The sequence below is a fragment of the Streptomyces sp. NPDC051452 genome (assembly GCF_044454765.1).
Lineage (GTDB): Bacteria > Actinomycetota > Actinomycetes > Streptomycetales > Streptomycetaceae > Streptomyces.
Window position 1 is genome coordinate 1,262,553 of record NZ_JBITEB010000001.1, and the last position, 15,333, is coordinate 1,277,885.

Annotated in this window: 10 protein-coding genes and 1 pseudogene; 5 read left to right on the forward strand and 6 right to left on the reverse strand. The window is 68.5% G+C overall.

Annotated features, from left to right (window positions below; translation table 11 throughout):
- Nucleotides 1-2: 2 nt before the first annotated feature.
- Nucleotides 3-1,204 (forward strand): IS3 family transposase gene (locus ACIBA9_RS05360; protein ID WP_399359963.1). Its coding sequence is split into 2 segments (ribosomal slippage): nucleotides 3-294 and nucleotides 294-1,204, totalling 1,203 coding nucleotides; the frame shifts between segments, so codons are not numbered across the junction.
- Here the strand turns inward: ACIBA9_RS05360 and ACIBA9_RS05365 are convergent.
- The 3 genes from ACIBA9_RS05365 to ACIBA9_RS05375 all read right to left on the reverse strand — a co-directional run bounded on the left by ACIBA9_RS05365 (nucleotide 1,182) and on the right by ACIBA9_RS05375 (nucleotide 3,179).
- A complete protein-coding gene (locus ACIBA9_RS05365) occupies nucleotides 1,182-1,799 on the reverse strand; it encodes a PAS domain S-box protein (RefSeq protein WP_399359964.1) in 618 nt (205 codons plus the stop codon). The two genes, ACIBA9_RS05360 and ACIBA9_RS05365, sit on opposite strands and share 23 nt — an antisense overlap.
- Nucleotides 1,800-1,851: 52 nt before the next feature.
- The gene (locus ACIBA9_RS05370) at nucleotides 1,852-2,208 is read right to left on the reverse strand and encodes an STAS domain-containing protein (protein ID WP_362163999.1); all 357 of its coding nucleotides are present in this window, start codon (nucleotides 2,206-2,208) and stop codon (nucleotides 1,852-1,854) included.
- A gap of 836 nt (nucleotides 2,209-3,044) precedes the next feature.
- Complete coding sequence (locus tag ACIBA9_RS05375; RefSeq protein ID WP_399359965.1) at nucleotides 3,045-3,179, reverse strand: hypothetical protein; 135 nt, start codon at nucleotides 3,177-3,179, stop codon at nucleotides 3,045-3,047.
- A gap of 831 nt (nucleotides 3,180-4,010) precedes the next feature.
- Here ACIBA9_RS05375 and ACIBA9_RS05380 point away from each other — a divergent pair.
- Nucleotides 4,011-6,989, forward strand: a complete 2,979-nt coding sequence (locus ACIBA9_RS05380; protein ID WP_399359966.1) for a hypothetical protein — start codon at nucleotides 4,011-4,013, stop codon at nucleotides 6,987-6,989.
- 21 nt (nucleotides 6,990-7,010) lie between these two features.
- Nucleotides 7,011-11,789, forward strand: coding sequence for a peptidoglycan-binding protein (locus ACIBA9_RS05385; protein ID WP_399359967.1), 4,779 nt, complete (start codon nucleotides 7,011-7,013; stop codon nucleotides 11,787-11,789).
- A 188-nt stretch (nucleotides 11,790-11,977) separates the two neighbouring features.
- Here the strand turns inward: ACIBA9_RS05385 and ACIBA9_RS05390 are convergent, their stop codons facing one another.
- Both ACIBA9_RS05390 and ACIBA9_RS05395 read right to left on the reverse strand, forming a co-directional pair.
- The gene (locus ACIBA9_RS05390; RefSeq protein WP_399359968.1) at nucleotides 11,978-12,805 is read right to left on the reverse strand and encodes a class I SAM-dependent methyltransferase; all 828 of its coding nucleotides are present in this window, start codon (nucleotides 12,803-12,805) and stop codon (nucleotides 11,978-11,980) included.
- Nucleotides 12,806-13,087: 282 nt separating this feature from the next.
- Nucleotides 13,088-13,774 (reverse strand): hypothetical protein, encoded by a 687-nt coding sequence (locus ACIBA9_RS05395; protein WP_399359969.1) that lies wholly within the window; start codon nucleotides 13,772-13,774, stop codon nucleotides 13,088-13,090.
- 106 nt (nucleotides 13,775-13,880) lie between these two features.
- Here ACIBA9_RS05395 and ACIBA9_RS05400 point away from each other — a divergent pair, with 106 nt between their 5' ends.
- Together ACIBA9_RS05400 and ACIBA9_RS05405 are read left to right on the forward strand one after the other, a co-directional pair.
- Nucleotides 13,881-14,513: a TetR/AcrR family transcriptional regulator gene (locus ACIBA9_RS05400; protein ID WP_399359970.1), complete on the forward strand. Its 633-nt coding sequence runs from the start codon at nucleotides 13,881-13,883 to the stop codon at nucleotides 14,511-14,513.
- Between the two features lie 99 nt (nucleotides 14,514-14,612).
- The gene (locus tag ACIBA9_RS05405) at nucleotides 14,613-14,900 is read left to right on the forward strand and encodes an SMI1/KNR4 family protein (RefSeq protein WP_399359971.1); all 288 of its coding nucleotides are present in this window, start codon (nucleotides 14,613-14,615) and stop codon (nucleotides 14,898-14,900) included.
- A 238-nt stretch (nucleotides 14,901-15,138) separates the two neighbouring features.
- On the opposite strand, the pseudogene ACIBA9_RS05410 reads toward ACIBA9_RS05405, so the two are convergent.
- A pseudogene (locus ACIBA9_RS05410) lies at nucleotides 15,139-15,234 on the reverse strand (hypothetical protein); the annotation flags it as partial.
- Nucleotides 15,235-15,333 lie beyond the last annotated feature (99 nt).

The window sequence follows — 15,333 nt, forward strand, 5'->3', positions numbered from 1 at the left end:
TCGTGGTCATGAAGAACTATCCGCCGGATTTCAAGGCGGACGCGGTCGCGCTGTACCGGTCGCGGCCCGCAGCGACGATCAAACAGATCGCTGCCGATCTGGGGATCAACCCCGAGACCCTGCGCAACTGGATCCGGGCCGCCGGCGCGAGCCGGCCCCGCGGACACCAAACGGACGCACCGGCCGGGTCGACAGCGCCGCTGGAGGAGGAGAACGCCGCGCTGCGCAAGAAGATCCGCGAGCTCGAGGAGGAACGCGAGATCCTGCGGAAAGCGGCGAAGTATTTCGCCGGGGAGACGCGCTGGTGAACCGCTTCCAGTTCGTTGAGGACCACCAGCGCCGGTACGGCGTCAAGCGGTTGTGCCGACTGTTGGAGATCGCACGCTCCAGCTTCTACTACTGGCGCGGGACAGCCCCCGACCGAGCCGCCCGCCGGGCGGCCGACGCCCGGCTCGCAGCCCGGATACGGGCCGTGCACCTCGAATCGGACGGCACCTACGGCGTCCCCAGGATCACCGCCGAGCTCCGCGACGACGGCGAGCCGGTCAACCACAAGCGGGTCGCCCGCGTCATGCGGAGCATCAATCTCGCAGGAGTACGGCTCCGTCGCAGGCACCGCACCACGATCGCGGACCCGGCCGCGGCGAAGGCCCCCGACCTGCTCGGACGTAACTTCAGTGCCGACGCCTTGAACAGCAAGTACGTCGGTGACATCACCTATCTCCCCCTGGACGGCGGGAAGTTCCTCTACCTGGCCACCGTCATCGACCTCGCCTCACGGCGCCTGGCCGGCTGGGCGATCGCCGATCACATGCGGACCGAACTCGTCACCGATGCGCTCGCCGCCGCCCAGCGCACCCGCGGCAGCCTGACCGGCGCGATCATGCACACCGATCACGGCTCGCAATACAAGAGCCGGAAATTCGCCGAAGCCTGCAGGTCAGCAGGGGTGATCCAGAGCATGGGCGCGATCGGGTCCAGCGCGGACAACGCGCTCGCGGAGTCCTTCAACGCAACCTTCAAACGCGAAACGCTCCAAGACAGGAAGGCATGGTCCAGCGAGCGCGAGGCCCGCCTCGACGCCTTCCGATGGCTCCACCGCTACAACACCCGACGCCGACACTCCCGCCTCGGACACCGCAGCCCCATCGCCTACGAGACGGCAGTCACAGCAACATCAACTACGCTGGCCCAAGCCGCATAACCCGTGTCCAGGACTCGGGGTCAAGGCCCAGCAGCCGTACCAGGCGGTCCAGCGCACGGTCCGCGTCCAGGGTGCTGACCATGGCCAGCGTCAGCTCGCTCAGCCAGGTGACCTCGGCCAGATCGTACTCGGCCCTCTCGCGCAGCGCCTCGCTGTGCGCGTAGCGGCGCGCGCGGCGTCCGGCCCGCTCGCGGTCGGCGGTCGCGTCGTGGAAGACGACCACCGCGCCCACACTGTCCTCTTCGAGCGCCGGCAGCGGCGCGGCGCTCCACCACACCTGCAACGTGCTGCCGTCAGCTCGCAGCAGTACCGCCCGGTCCCCGCTGACCAGCCTGCCACGCGCGACATCGGCCAGGATCGGCTGCTGGGCGGCCCTGCCCTTTTCCGCTGGGGGATGAAGGGTGCGGTGTGCGTCGACGCCGATCAGCGCGCCGGGCGCGTAGCCCAGCATCCGCTCCGCCCACCGGTTGCAGGCGATCACGGTCCCGGTGGCGTCCACCGCGTACACCCCGGCGCCCGCCGCCTCCAGTTGCATGGCCGGCAGCACCGGCCCCGCATCGGCAACCGCGGCATCGGTCTGCGGCTGACTGCCCACGCCCGGCATCCTGCCTTCCTGTCCCGCTCTGGCGGGATCCTGGAAGACCATGTCAGAGGACCGGCTCATGGCAGGCCGCAGCGGTGTCGGCGAACACCTCGAGGGCGGAGTCCAGCCCCGTCAGCTCCAGCAGCCGGCACACCTGCTCGCCGGGATGGGCCAGCCGCAGACGTCCCGCCAGCGCGCTCGTACGCCGGAACGCGTACACCAGCACTCCCAGCCCGGTGGAGTCCATGAACGTCACGTGCTCCAGATCCACCACGATCCGCGCCCGGCCCTCACCGATCAACACGTTCACGCCTTCACGTAGGGCAGGGGACAGCGCGAGGTCCACTTCACCGGCCAGTACCAGCACAGCCCAGCCCTCCCGGTCCTCACCGCGCCGCACACCCGACACCGGAGCCAACACAGTGGCTTCTCCTCACGCTGTAATACCCCCCATCATCCCACTCCCGATCCGAACCCGGACCGTGATCACTGCGGATGGGAGTGTCGGTTGAATGTCGTCGCTTGGGTGTCGCTGGTGCAGGTGCGGTGACCTGGTCGTCGACGCTGACGGGGGGTGCTTGCTCGTCGCGGGCATGATTGGCGAAGATCCGTGTCATTCCCACGCCGACCACCAGTGAGCAGGTCGACGAGGACACGGGTGGATGCTTGTCCGTGGTCGCCGTAGCCCGTAGCCCGTAGCCCGTAGCTTGCGCTGCGCCCTTTGCCGTTGACCATCCTGGCCCACCACTTCGGCAGGCCGGCCGGCACGTGCTGTTCCTGCGGATCAGTGCTTGCATCGTCACCTGACCATCCATGCCGTCGCGACCGCTGGGGCTACCTCCAGCCGGACCGGTTCTCACGCGTGTCGACGACCCGCCGTCGAAGTCATAGCGGCGGTAGACCGGCGCACTCACGACGAAGCCACCGCTCGAGGTCCGTCGGCCGTCCCGGTTCACCATGGTGGTGACGGTCCGGCACAGGTACGCCTTGGCGCCGAAGGCCCGCAGGCCGGTGATCTCGCCGCCCAGGTCGTGGGTGAAGTCGCCGCTGGTGTGGCAGTTCGGGCCGATCGGCTTCGGATAGCCAGCCGAGGCGGGGTCGCCGTCCGGCTGCAGTCCGACCAGCTTGATCCGCTGGTAGTTGCCGCCCTGGAAGACGTACTCGAAGTCATTGAAGGCCTGTTGGCCGAGCAGCGCGCCGTCCAGCCACGATCGAACGGTGCGGGGAAGAGCGGTTGGGGCGGCGCACCCGCGGTGACTACGTAGGCTCGGGTCGGCGTCCGGCGTCCGGCGTGGACAGTGCGCCGGCGATGCGGACGCTGGAGGACATGGCGATCCGGCTGAGGGAGGGGTGCAGGGTGGTCCGGGCCGTCGTCCGAATCAGGGGCGGCACTGCGCCTCCCTTTCCACGCTAGACCCCTGGGGGCGGCCCTGCACCCGATCGCCGTCCACCGCGCTCGCCGGCAACTCGACGGGGCATCGCCGTGGTTGGACAGGCCGCAGTCGGGCCGGGACGCCGTCGGGCGTGCGCCGGTACCGGGAACCCACGGGCATCAAGGGAGCCGATGCCGCCTCGGAAGAGGTCCCACCGCGGTCGCGGGGCACGTCTTCGGGCTCTTCACGGTCGTCAGGAGGCCGCCACCTGCCCGTCTCAACGGCGCCTGTCACACCCGGTCCTGGCGGCCGACGAGGTCCCGGGCGAGACATCGCCGCTGACCGGGGACGCGTACCCGGCCACTCTCGCCGATGCGGCGACGGAGCTGTCCGGCCCGGTCGTCGAGGAGAGGCGACGGCGGTCAGGGCCGGGTGTCGTCGCGTCGACGGCTGTCGCTCCCCGGTGGCGGGCGTCCGCCACCGGAGTGAGCATGGAGGAGAGCGTGGAAGAGAGGTGAAGGCGCCGTCGCAGCGCCTCACCGCACGCACGCCTTCTTCTTCACCTTCCCATGAGCCGGGTGAGGCGTTCCCCATGTCATTCCGTTCCCGCCGTCCTGTGTCCCTCAGGCTGGGGGAGGAGCTGCGCAACCATCACGGTGGTGGTGAGTTCGGGGGCGGCGGGTTCGGTGGGGGTGGCGGCGGCCGACGCGGCGGGTTCGGTCCGCGGCGCGACCCGCACCCCGGCCCCCCGCACGGTCCTGATCCACACCCTGATCCTGAGCCGCATCCCGACACCCGTCCTGATCCCGAGCCTGGGGGTGGGCCCGCGGCACCCCCGCCGCCGCACGAGGTGGACGTCGCCGAGGGGCCGTTCCGGGTGGTGCGGCCGGCGGACATGCTTGTCGTCGACATCGCACTGATGGGCCTGCACTTCGACGGCGCTCGCCACCGTCTCGTGCGAGCCCCCGACGCACTGAACGCCTTCATCCTCGTCGGCCTGCCGCCACAGCATGTGGTGGAAGAGGTACCCGACGATCTGAGCAAGGTCACTGCTCCCATGCAGGCAGTCACCGCCGGCTCCACCCGGCTGGCCTTCTCGGTGCCGGACGACATCAAGGAACTGGAGCTGTCGTTGGACGGGTTGCTCGACTGGGAGCGCTTGGTGCCGCTCAGGGTGCCCGATGGTCAACAAATCCCGGACACGCCGGGGACGACGGTCTTCCAGGGCATCCCCAGAAGCGTCATCGAGTTCCCCACCCGGCTGTTGATCAGCTACGACGAGCCCGTGGACTGGTTGGGCGGCCCGCAACCCCAACAAGCAGACGGCCGCACCGCGTTGTGGCATGTCCGGCTGCACCCTGCACCGGACGGCGCCGGGCTCGGTGCATCTGACGGCAGCGTGAGGCTGCGGGCCTTCGCGACGGTCACGAACGGCGGGACGCTGCCACCCGGTGCTCCGTACATAGCGCCTGTCCTGCAGGACCTCGTGACCCTCACCAGTCGCATCCCATTGCCAGGAATAGGTGGGCCGCTCGAGGTCCACAGTGATCCCTTGCGCGCGGAGCAGTTCCTCATCACGCCCATGGGCACCTCGGCCCATCTGCACGGTGCTTGGGATCCGTTGTCGGATCCTGCCCTCGCCCGCTACAAGGAGGTCGATCGGCGTGCCCCGGCTCTGGTGGCCTACGACCACATCACAGGGCTGGGGCGTGACCAGTACGTCCGCATCGTCCACCACGGCCGCTTGTCCACAGGCCATGAGGCCCTGCACATGCAGGAGTACAAGCGACTCTTCATCGCGCGTCCGGACGACGGAATCGTCGCCTACCTACAGCGGGAGGACCGCATCGTCGTCAAGCAGCCGGAGATGACGTACGGAGCGGCCAACGGCTTCCAGCACGCGGGACGCGAGATGCCGTTCCAGGTGCTGCGCATCACCGACCGCGTCACTCCGCCGATCATTCCGCCTACACCTCCTCACGACCCCCCGCCGCCTCCCGAACAGGATAAGCCGGAACTCGCGGCCTTCTGGGTGCGTCTCAAAGAATCCGGAAAGGACCATGAATTCACCCTGATCGGCACGGATTCCGAGGCCCGCAAGGTGAGCTTCACCATGCCGTTGGTGTTCGTTCCCGACGGACTGACCGATGAGCAGAAGCAGTTGCATGACCTCTACGATCCGCAGACCGAGCCCGACAAGATGGAGCAGCGCCAGAAGCGGGAGCTTCACGGCCAGGTAATGGCGATGGCGCAGCCCCCGTCCGGCGCTCCCGGCAGCACCAGTCACGCGGTCGGCACCCTGACCTTCCGGCTCGGGTCGAACGGCGCACCGGTAGTGGGCCAACCCTGTGTTGCGGCCGCTGAGGTCAGCGTCCCCGCCGTGGAGCAGTTCACCCCGAACGCCGGCAAGCTCGAGGTCAAGTTCAACGACACGTTTCTACGGCAGACCATGGACGGGCATCCGGCAGGGGCGTATCTGGATCTGGCGCACCCGCTCAAGCTCGTCTTCGGCGCGGCACAGGCGGGGGGACTCTCCAGCCCAAATGTCGCGGTGGCGACGATCACCAGCCAGGCGGGCGTTATCCCCGACATCTTCAAGACGGACCCCACCACAGGAGCGGTGGGTGCGAACGACATCGATACCATCAGGAAAGCTTTCGGCGGGGCACAGCTGCTCGGCATCGACCTCAGCCAGTACCTGAAGGACCTGAAGGACCTTGCCAAGGACCAACTCGGCGCACTGCGGCAGCTGACCGACAAGCAGATCGAGAACATACTCGCGGATGCGAAAGGTCTGCTGCCCGCGCCCGTGCTGCGTATGCGCGACCTGGCCGACGGACAGGGCAAGGAACTGCGGTACGTGTGGAAGCCGGCGTTGGCCCCGCCTGCGGTCCCCCTGATCGACGTGTCCAAGGCGTCGCTGATCCTGGAGGCCCGTACCGTCCGTTCGATGGACGCCGTCGACAAGTCAACGGTGCAGGGCAGCCTGAGCCACTTCGCGCTGGACTTCCTGGGCATGGCCCGAGTGGAGTTCGGGGAGCTGAAATTCAAGACCGGTCCGGGCCGAAAGCCCGACGTGACGGCCTCCGGTGTGGAGCTGAAATTCCGGGGTGCCATGGAGTTCGTCAACACCCTCCGCAGCGCCCTGCCCGCTGATGTCTTCGGCGCCGGCGCGTTCATCGACGTCCAGACCACCGGCATTCGTGCCGGATACACACTCGCCGTTCCCACCCTCGCCCTCGGCGTCTTCAACCTGGCCAACCTCTCCCTGTCGGCCGAGCTGGCGATCCCCTTCGACGGCAATCCGGTCTCCTTCCGTTTCGCGGTCTGCGACCAGAAGCATCCCTTCAACCTCACTGTTGCCCTGTTCGGCGGAGGCGGCTACTTCTCCCTGCTGGTCGACGCCAGTGGCGTGCAGGAGGTCCACGGTTCCATCGAGTTCGGCGGCGCCGCGGCGCTGGACCTCGGGGTCGCGAGCGGCGGGGTCTCCATCATGGCGGGCATCGGCTTCACGCTCGTCAAGGGAGTCGCCAAGGACGAGGTCAAACTGACCGGTTACCTGCGGTGCAACGGCTTCCTGACGGTGCTGGGCATCGTCACGGTGTCCGTCGAATTCTATCTGGAGCTCACCTACGAGAAGAAGGGCAAGCAGTCGACGGTCCGTGGCAGGGGCACCCTCACGGTCAGCGTACGGATCGCCTTCTTCAGCAAGTCCGTCTCGCTCGAACTGGAGCGGACCTTCGCCGGCGCGCCGATCGACCCGACCTTCGGGCAGTGCTTCTCGAAGCAGCATGACTGGCCGAAGTACTGCGCGGCGTTCGGCGCCTGAGTGAGCCGCGTGGAGACCACCATGGACTTCGAACAGCAGATCAGCTGGACCGTTCTCCCCGCCGGGCTGACGGCCGACGGTACGCAGGTCAAGGTGTCGGTGTTCATCGCGCCGCGGCTGCTGGGGCCTGCCCCGCCCGAGCCGCCCGACCCGAGGAAACGCCTCACGCTGGACCCGCACTTCCCCGATTTCCTCCGCTGGCCCGAAAAGATCGCACTCGCCACTTTTGATTTCGCCGCCGGCGAGGGCACCGTCGAGCCCTCCACATCCATCGAGGTGGACGAGGAACCCGACACCACGCCCGCTCCCTCGACGCCCTTCGTCACCGGGCTGAAGCCGCAGGACCCGCTGCCCGACGTGCACTTGTGGCAGGCCCTGTTCGGTGCCGGCACACCGCTCGATCCCTACACCTTCGAAAGGCATACGGATCGGGTCTGCCAGTCCTACTCCACCAAGGAAGTCGGCACCTTCGTCAAGAGCACATACGCCCAAGCGGCCATGAAGTCACCCGAGGCGGCGCCACCCCCCACCAGGCACCTGGTGATGCCACCGAGCGACGGCCCTACGGACAGCGGGGCAGCCAACGGCGTCTCCCCTGAGAGTGGTTCGACGGATGGCGGTGCCCCGAGCGACGGGTCCGGGGACACCGCGGGTCCCGGCGACGTTGGCCCAGGGGACGCGCACACGGCGGTCGGCGGCATCGCGGCGGGCGAGGTTCCACCGATGCCTTCGGAGCTCCGGCGCCTGTACGACTTCCACACGCTCGTCATGCCGCCGCGGCCACCTACCCTCACCGGCGAAGAACCGACGCCACCATCACGACCCCCGAAGTACGACCCCGACTTCCACGAGATGCTCACCTGGCTCGGCGATCACCCCACCCTGCTGCGGCACCTCGGACTCGTTCTGGACTTCCACCTTCCGGCCGATCTGCTCCCCGTCTCGTCTGGGCAGCTGTTCCTGAAGGTCATTCCCCACTGGAAGTCCGAACTGGGGGAGGAGGCGTCGCACGACGTGTCGCCTCGCACGCGATATGTCTTCCTTCCGGACCACCGCGTCTTCGCCCCCCGGGCCGGGGTACCGACCGACGGCCCGCTGACGCCACCCGCCCGCGGCCTGGTGAAAATGAAGGGGAACTTCGCTCTCGAACCGGCCGACATCGACGCCGCCGCAAGAAAAATGATCGGGCCCGCCGAGAACGCCACCGGGCTCGCCACCGTGCGGACGCATGGTATCGCGTTGGTCAGAGACGATCGCGTGACGAGCCTCCAGCAGGAGTTCGCCCGGGCAGCCGAGCACGACGCGGCGTTCACCCGGGTGGTCGAGCAGCAGAAGGCGCAAGGTGCGACACCCGACCCGCAGAATCCGGGGGCCGACCCTCACACCTCGGCCGACCAAGTGCCCGCCCCCGAACTCTTCGCCGAGAACCTGGTGCGCGGCCACCGGCTGGACATCTGGGACAAGACCCGGGGTCGGTGGTTCTCGCTGCACGAGCGCGAGGTGGAATACCGGCAGTCGCGCGGCGGCCCTCTCCTGCTCACGGCCTCCGACGAGGGCTTCTTCCAGGCCCACCTGCTGAGACCACCCCCTGAGACGATGAACCCCGACCACCTCTACGTGCCCGAGCAACTGGTCACCTGGGACGGCTGGTCACTGTCCGCGCCCCGGCCGGGCCTGGTGCTGGACGCCGATGCGGGCTCGGGCTCGCTCGACGAGGACCGCCACCCCAACGAGCCGGTGCCACTCGACAACGAGGCGCAGACGAAACTGCCGTTGGAAATCACGCCGAATGTGCGAGCCGGCACGCTGCCCAGGCTGCGGTTCGGCACCGAATACCGGGTACGCATGCGCACCGTCGACCTGGCAGGCAACGGGCTCGACAAGTCGGAGGCCGACGCTCTGGTCGACCTGACGGACGACGGAACGGACGGGGACGGGGCGGCCGCCAAAAGGCTGGAGGACCGGAAGGCCCTGTTGCTCCCTGACGAAGCGGGGCTGCTGACCTTCCAGAGGTTCGAGCCCGTTCTGGCGCCCACCGTGGTGGCCAGGTTCCGGTTCGGGGAAGGCGCCTCGGACTTCCGGCTGGTGATCCGCAGCAGCCCGGGATCCGGCCCGCCGCCGGCCACTGCGGGGACGAAGCCGGTTGTCACCGTCCACCGGGCCAATGTCCAACCCGGTATGACCAATGACGAGGTACGCATCGTCCAGCAGGCCCTCATCGACCAGGGACATCCCCTCCCGGGCGGTCCGACCGGAGTCTTCGACGGCCAGACCAGGGCCGCCTATGCCGACGAGCAACGTGCCCAGGGCTTCAGGGGCGACGGCGCCGACGGCAAACCCGGCTGTACGACTCTCGTCGCACTCGGCCGCAAGAGCGGCTTCACCGTCGCCGACTGCGGCAGCCACGGCACCAGCACCGGCACGGAAACCGCTACCGCGGCCGGCACCGGAGCCGGTATGACGGCGGAACAGTACGCCGAGGACTTCAACCGGTCGTCGCCGGTCACGTCGGGAGCCCACGTCCCCTACCGGGGAACCGACGAACGCCATGTGGTGGCACCGAAGGCGTCGCTTCGCTGCATCGAGTGGCACGGGCTGCTGGACGAGGCCATCGGATCCACCGACGCCAACGTACAGAACGCGGTCTACGACCTGGCCGTCCGGGAGAGCGGCTCGCTGAGCGACCCGTCCCAGCCGGACGTCGAAGTGACGACGATCAAGTCGCCGGCGGCGGACCCCAAGAATCCGGCGAACAGTGTGCTGTACACGGGCCAGCAGATCGAACTCCCCTACCTCCCCGATCCGTTGTCCACGGGCGCCGTCTTCCTGGACCTGCCGGGTATGCCCGAGGGACAGCCCTTCCCGGTCCCCTGGGACGGCGACGTCTGGCACCGCCCGCGCTCCCTCAGGCTGCGGCTGGCCGAGGGCACCGCGCCGCCGCACTTCGACGAGGCTGCCCGGGTGGTGACCGTCTCGCTGCCGAAGGGCGCCGTGGCGACCGTCCGGGTGTGTTCCAGGATCAACTTCGACGAGCACATCATGGGCGTGGCCGACTGGTGCCGTAATCCGCCGGACTCGGCACCGAGGCTCGCGAGGGAGGGTGAGGGGGAACGTGCGGCGGCAGCGCGACTCACCGACGACGTGCTGGCACTGGCAGCCGCCAGTCAGCACTGGATGTTCACCCCCTGGCAGGAACTCACACTGGTCCATGCGGTCCAACAGCCGCTGAAGACGCCGGTGTTGAGCATCGTACAGCCGACGGCCCTGCGTCCCCTCGGAGCGACCGCGGAACACCTCTCCGGGGCCATCGCGCTGGACGAGGCCAGTACGGACCGGGTCGACCTGATAGCCGAGTGGACCGAAGTGCGGGACGCCGGCCGCGAGGGCCGCGACACCCGCGAGATGACCGCCCCGGTCTTTGACCTGCTGACGGCGTGGGCGGCGAGCCAGACGGGCGAACCGGGCGCCGAACCCGCCCTCCTCCGGGCCGGCGTCCTGACCTTCAACACCGAGGCGGCGGAGAAGAAGGCGCAGGATGACGCCGCGGATGCGGTGGTGCACCCGGACAAGCACCAGCACCCCAGCCCACCCAACCCCGGTAAGCACGAGTTCGGCGACACCAGACACCGGGCAGTGCGCTACCACCCGCTGGCCAGCAGCAAGTTCGCCGACTACTTCCCGGCGGACTTCGCCGGCCCGGGCAAGAACGTGCTGACCGTGGCGGGGCAGCCGCAGGAACACTCCGTACCGAGCAGTGCACGCCCCACGGCGCCACGACTGCAGTACTGCGTGCCCACTCTCACCCTGGAGGAGGTCCAGGGACCACCCGGCGTCATCGTCCACCGTCGGCACGGTCGCGGGATCCGGGTCTACTTGGACCGCCCCTGGTATTCCTCCGGGGACGGCGAACTACTCGGTGTGGTTCTCGGCGAACCGCCGGGAGGCGACCCCACGTCCGTACGGGATGCCTGGGTCACCCTGATGGGTCGCGACCCCATCCACCGTTCCGCACCGGTCGTGTCCCCGACCCCGGAGATGTTCACCAACGCGGTGCACCGGACCCCGGAGCCGCTCCCTCTCGATCCCCCCTCGATCGACCTCCCCGTCTTGGTCGTCGGCTTCACCCCACAGTTCGAGAAGGCAGCTCCGAAGCCCGGCGATGACCCGGACAAGGCCGGCCGCTGGTTCTGTGACCTGGATCTGGACACCGGGGACGCGTGTCTTCCCTTCGTGCGGCTCGCCCTCGTCCGCTACCAGCCGGAATCCGTTCCCGGCGCCGAGATCTCCAAGACCGTCCTCGCCGACCTGGTGCGCACCCTGCCCGACCGCGAATTGCGGGTCACACTCGGCGACCCGTTGACTGTCAGCGTCAGCGGACCGTCCTGGGACCCCACCGGCTCCCTGCCGCCACGCATCACCGCCACGCTGCAACGCCGCAACCGTCTGGTCGACGACGACGACCTCGGCTGGGTGACCCTCGACGACACCACCACCCAACTCACCTCGGTGGACGCGGAGTCCTCCCACACGCCCTTCTACACGGGCCAGATCCCGCTACCGCCCGAACGGTGTGGGCCGCTGCGGGTGCTGGTCCTCGAAACCGAGGGCATCCGCCCCGACGTCCCCGCTTCGCTCACGACGCCGGGGCCGGTGATCTACTGCGACACCGTCGAACTCCCGCCAAGCCCAGGCGGCGACCACGACCACGACCACGGCGACGGTCACGACCGCGGCGACGGTCACGATCACGGTGGGCCGGGGGACCACGATGGCGGATTCGGCGGGTTCCATCACCACTGACCTGCGGTGGTCGCCTGGTGAGGGCAGAGGGCCTCGGATCAACGCCACTGACGGAGTATCAGGCCGAGCATGAGCAGGCCGATGAGTATGGCGACGATTTCGGCCGACGGAGAAAGAACCGGCACCGGCGCCCGAACGGGGGCGCGCACGCGTGCTGTTCACACAGCATCGCTGCCGGGGGAGGAGTCTCAACGAACGGCCAGCAGGCCGTACAAGAGGGGGATCCGCGGCTCAGGCAGCCGCCACCAGCCAGAGTCGGTACGGACCATTCGCGGCCAGCGAGGCCAGGGAAGCTCGTCGCTCTCCCGCAGTCGCCGGACGCGCATCCCCGCATCCGTCAATGCGTTCACGACCTCTCCTATCCCGTGCGCCCACTCGTAACTGTCCGTGGCGCTCTCGACGGCCGGGCCGTCGGTGTAGGTGTAGGTGGCATCCCGGTGCACCGGACCGGAGCCCCCCAGGTAGTCGTGGCGCAGCAGCAACTCCGGTCCCTCGCCCGGACCGGGTTTCGGGCCGAGCGCGTTGAGCAGCGGGTGGAACTCGACGACGTACAACCGCCCGCCCGGCCGCAGAAGCTCAGCCACGACATCCGCCCACCGATCGAGGTCCGGCAGATAGCACAGGGCGCCCTTGCCGGTGTAGACGACGTCGAACCGCCGGCCCTCGAGCGCCGTCACGGCGTCGTACACGTTGGCCTGGACGTAGGTGACGTCGAGGCCCGACTTCGCGGCGAGGTCCCGCGCGGCCGTCACGGACGCCGCCGAGAAGTCCAGGCCGACCGCCCGGGCTCCACGCCGGGCGAGGGCGAGCGTCTCCGTGCCGAGGTGGCACTGAAGGTGGAGTACATCCCGGCCGGACAACTCGCCGAGGTCCTCCCACTCGAACGCGGCGAACCAGCGCTCCGGACACAGATCCTCGTCCAGGCCGTAGAACCGGCTGGTGACGTGGACCGGAGTGCGGGCGTCCCAGTTCGCCTGGTTGGCGCGCATCAGCCGCGCGTGCTCGGCGGAGGTCATGAGGACATCCAACCGCGCCCCGGCCGCGTGCGGGGGAGGAAAACCGGAAAAGTGCCGTACCGGGTGTCGATGCGGCCGGTTTGCCTTCGCCGGTGGGCGATCGAATAGTTGTGTCAGACGGCTCTGCGGCCGTCTGCGGCTCCTCGGTCCATCCGGCAGGGGCGAGGTTGCGGAGGCGGTGTCCCAACCCTCGGTTCCCCCCGGCGCGAGCCTGTGGGTACCGATAGCTGGGACATGGCCAAGGGGCGGCAGCTTACGGTGTTGACCCCGGACCGGCTTCGATCACCGGGCGCGCTCGATCAAGCGGTTCGAGTTCGTGTTGCCGCCGCGCCAACGGGTGCGGGCCGCCCAGACCGCTGCGCCGAGGGCGAAGCCGTAGACGGAGACCAGGCCGTGGCCGTTGTCCTGGGCGAGCCACATCGCCAGGCCCAGCACCGGAACCCCGATCGCCAGGGCGAGTTCTTTGGGGAGACGGGTGCGCGTCAGGAAGGCCAGGGCGAGAGTGGCGCCTAGGAAGTAGGTGGCGCCAGAGCTGCCGGCGAAGTTCCGGGGGTCGGTGCTCGGACCGTCGGCGAAGCCGAGCAGGGTGTCGATCCGGCCGGGCAGCACGATGCCGGCGACGAAGAAGCCGAGGGTCAGCGGGCCGCCCCAGTACCACTGGGCGAGCGTGGCGACGATGGCGAGGGTGACGAGGTTCCACAGGGTGCCGAAGACGCCGCCGTTCTGCATGAACACCGAGGTGAACTCACGCCACCAGCCGGACCTGGTGGGGTCCGCGTCCAGGGCGTGCATGGCGCCGGACCAGACCAGCTGGAGTAGGACGCCACCGACGGCGATCGCGGTCAGGGTGACAGCCGCCCACGGGATCGGGCGCCCGCGCAAGGTGTTTTGGCCGACCACCCCCAGACCGCAGTTGAGCATCATGATCATCAGCGCAGCTGTGGTCACGTTGAAGACGATCGCCCCCATGTCCGCCACCCCCCGGTTCCAGCGTTTCCAACGCCGTTCGAAAATCTGACGGCGTAAAACTAACACAGCTTTCGAACAGTGTTGGAAAACGCTGTACGGTGAACACATGAAGCTCACCAAAGAGCGCATCGTCGACGCGGGCATGGCCGTCTTCGCCGAGGTCGGCTACCAGCACCTGTCCATGCGCCAAGTCGCCGACCGTCTCGACGCCCACGCCGGCAGCCTCTACTACCACGTACGCGGCAAAGAGGAACTGCTCGCCCTGATGGCCGACCGGGTCTGCCGCCGTGCCTACGACGCGTGTACCGACGTCCTGGCCGTCCTTCCGCCCGACGCCCCCTGGCAGGATCGCGTCGAAGCCCAGGTCACCACCCTGCGCACGGAGATCAAACAGCACCCCGGGGGCGCCCAACTCCTCGCCGAGAGTCCCGGAATGCTCAGCACCGGTGCGCTCTCCCTGATGGAACGCCTGCTGCGGACCCTGCTGGATGGCGGACTGCCCGCCGCGCACTGCGGCCTCGCCGCCGACACACTGCTCAGCCACGTCACCGGCTTCGTCCTCCAGGAACAGAACCAGCCGACCGCGCCACCGAGCGTCACCGCCGGCCTCCATGCCGACCTGTGCGAGCAATTCCCGCTCATCATGGGCGGCTTGATTCCCCGGCTGAGCCACGACGAGAAGTTCATCCGGAGCATCCGCCTGCTCTGCACGGGCTTCGCGGCGCTCAACCAGTCGTAGGGGCCGGGCGGCGGTCGTCAGTTGGTGAGAGATTGACGGGCGGTATCGGCGGCTCTTGGCCGCCGACATCACTCGCTCTGCCCCTGATAGAACTGCCTCATGAGTGCGCACGACAAACGGGTCATGCAGGTAGAGCGTCACTTCGGAGTCCGGTTCCCCCAGGACTACCGAGACTTCCTGGGTGGCACAGGGAGCCTGCGCCAGTTCGTTGCTCCCGCGGACGACTTCCTCGTGATCGACGCGCTGGACGAACTCATCGGCATCAACGAGGCCGGTGAATTCCAGAAACGCTTCCCCGGCGCCGTTGTCATCGGAGGGTCCGCCCTGTTGGAGCACTTCCCTCGAACCGGCTGGAAGTGGGACGACACCGATCCGTCGCCTTTCTGAGCACTGCCCTCACGGGATATGCGTCAGAAATCGACGACCTGCCGCGGCAGGATTTCGAGCGCCCCATGCCCCCTCTATAACCACCGCCCGCGTCGGCCACCGCTGGATCAACCCGTGCCTCGGCCCGTTTGGGCCCGCCCCGCCTCGCAGACAACCGCATCCTCCACGAAGCCGACGCCACGACGCTCTGGCGACGCCGCCCCGCCGACCCGTTCGCCGTTCGACCCGCCTGCAGGGCCTATGCGAAGTCGGTGTAGGCGAGGTGGGCTGCGCAGACCCGGCACCGGAAGAGATATGCCGTCGCCTCAGCGTCCTTGTCCAACGAGCCGAGGAAGTGCTCAGAAGCCGTATCTCAACCGAACGTGATCGTTGACTTTTCGCTGGTCAGGCATGGTTCCGGCGGGATGCGGGAGAGATCCCGCGTCCTGTCTCT

Excerpts from the sequence above, each read along its gene's own strand:
- ACIBA9_RS05385 (WP_399359967.1), top strand. The coding sequence starts at position 7,011 with ATGGACTTCGAACAGCAGATCAGCTGGACCGTTCTCCCCGCCGGGCTG.
- ACIBA9_RS05390 (WP_399359968.1), bottom strand. The coding sequence starts at position 12,805 with ATGACCTCCGCCGAGCACGCGCGGCTGATGCGCGCCAACCAGGCGAAC.
- ACIBA9_RS05395 (WP_399359969.1), bottom strand. The coding sequence starts at position 13,774 with ATGGGGGCGATCGTCTTCAACGTGACCACAGCTGCGCTGATGATCATG.
- ACIBA9_RS05400 (WP_399359970.1), top strand. The coding sequence starts at position 13,881 with ATGAAGCTCACCAAAGAGCGCATCGTCGACGCGGGCATGGCCGTCTTC.
- ACIBA9_RS05405 (WP_399359971.1), top strand. The coding sequence starts at position 14,613 with ATGAGTGCGCACGACAAACGGGTCATGCAGGTAGAGCGTCACTTCGGA.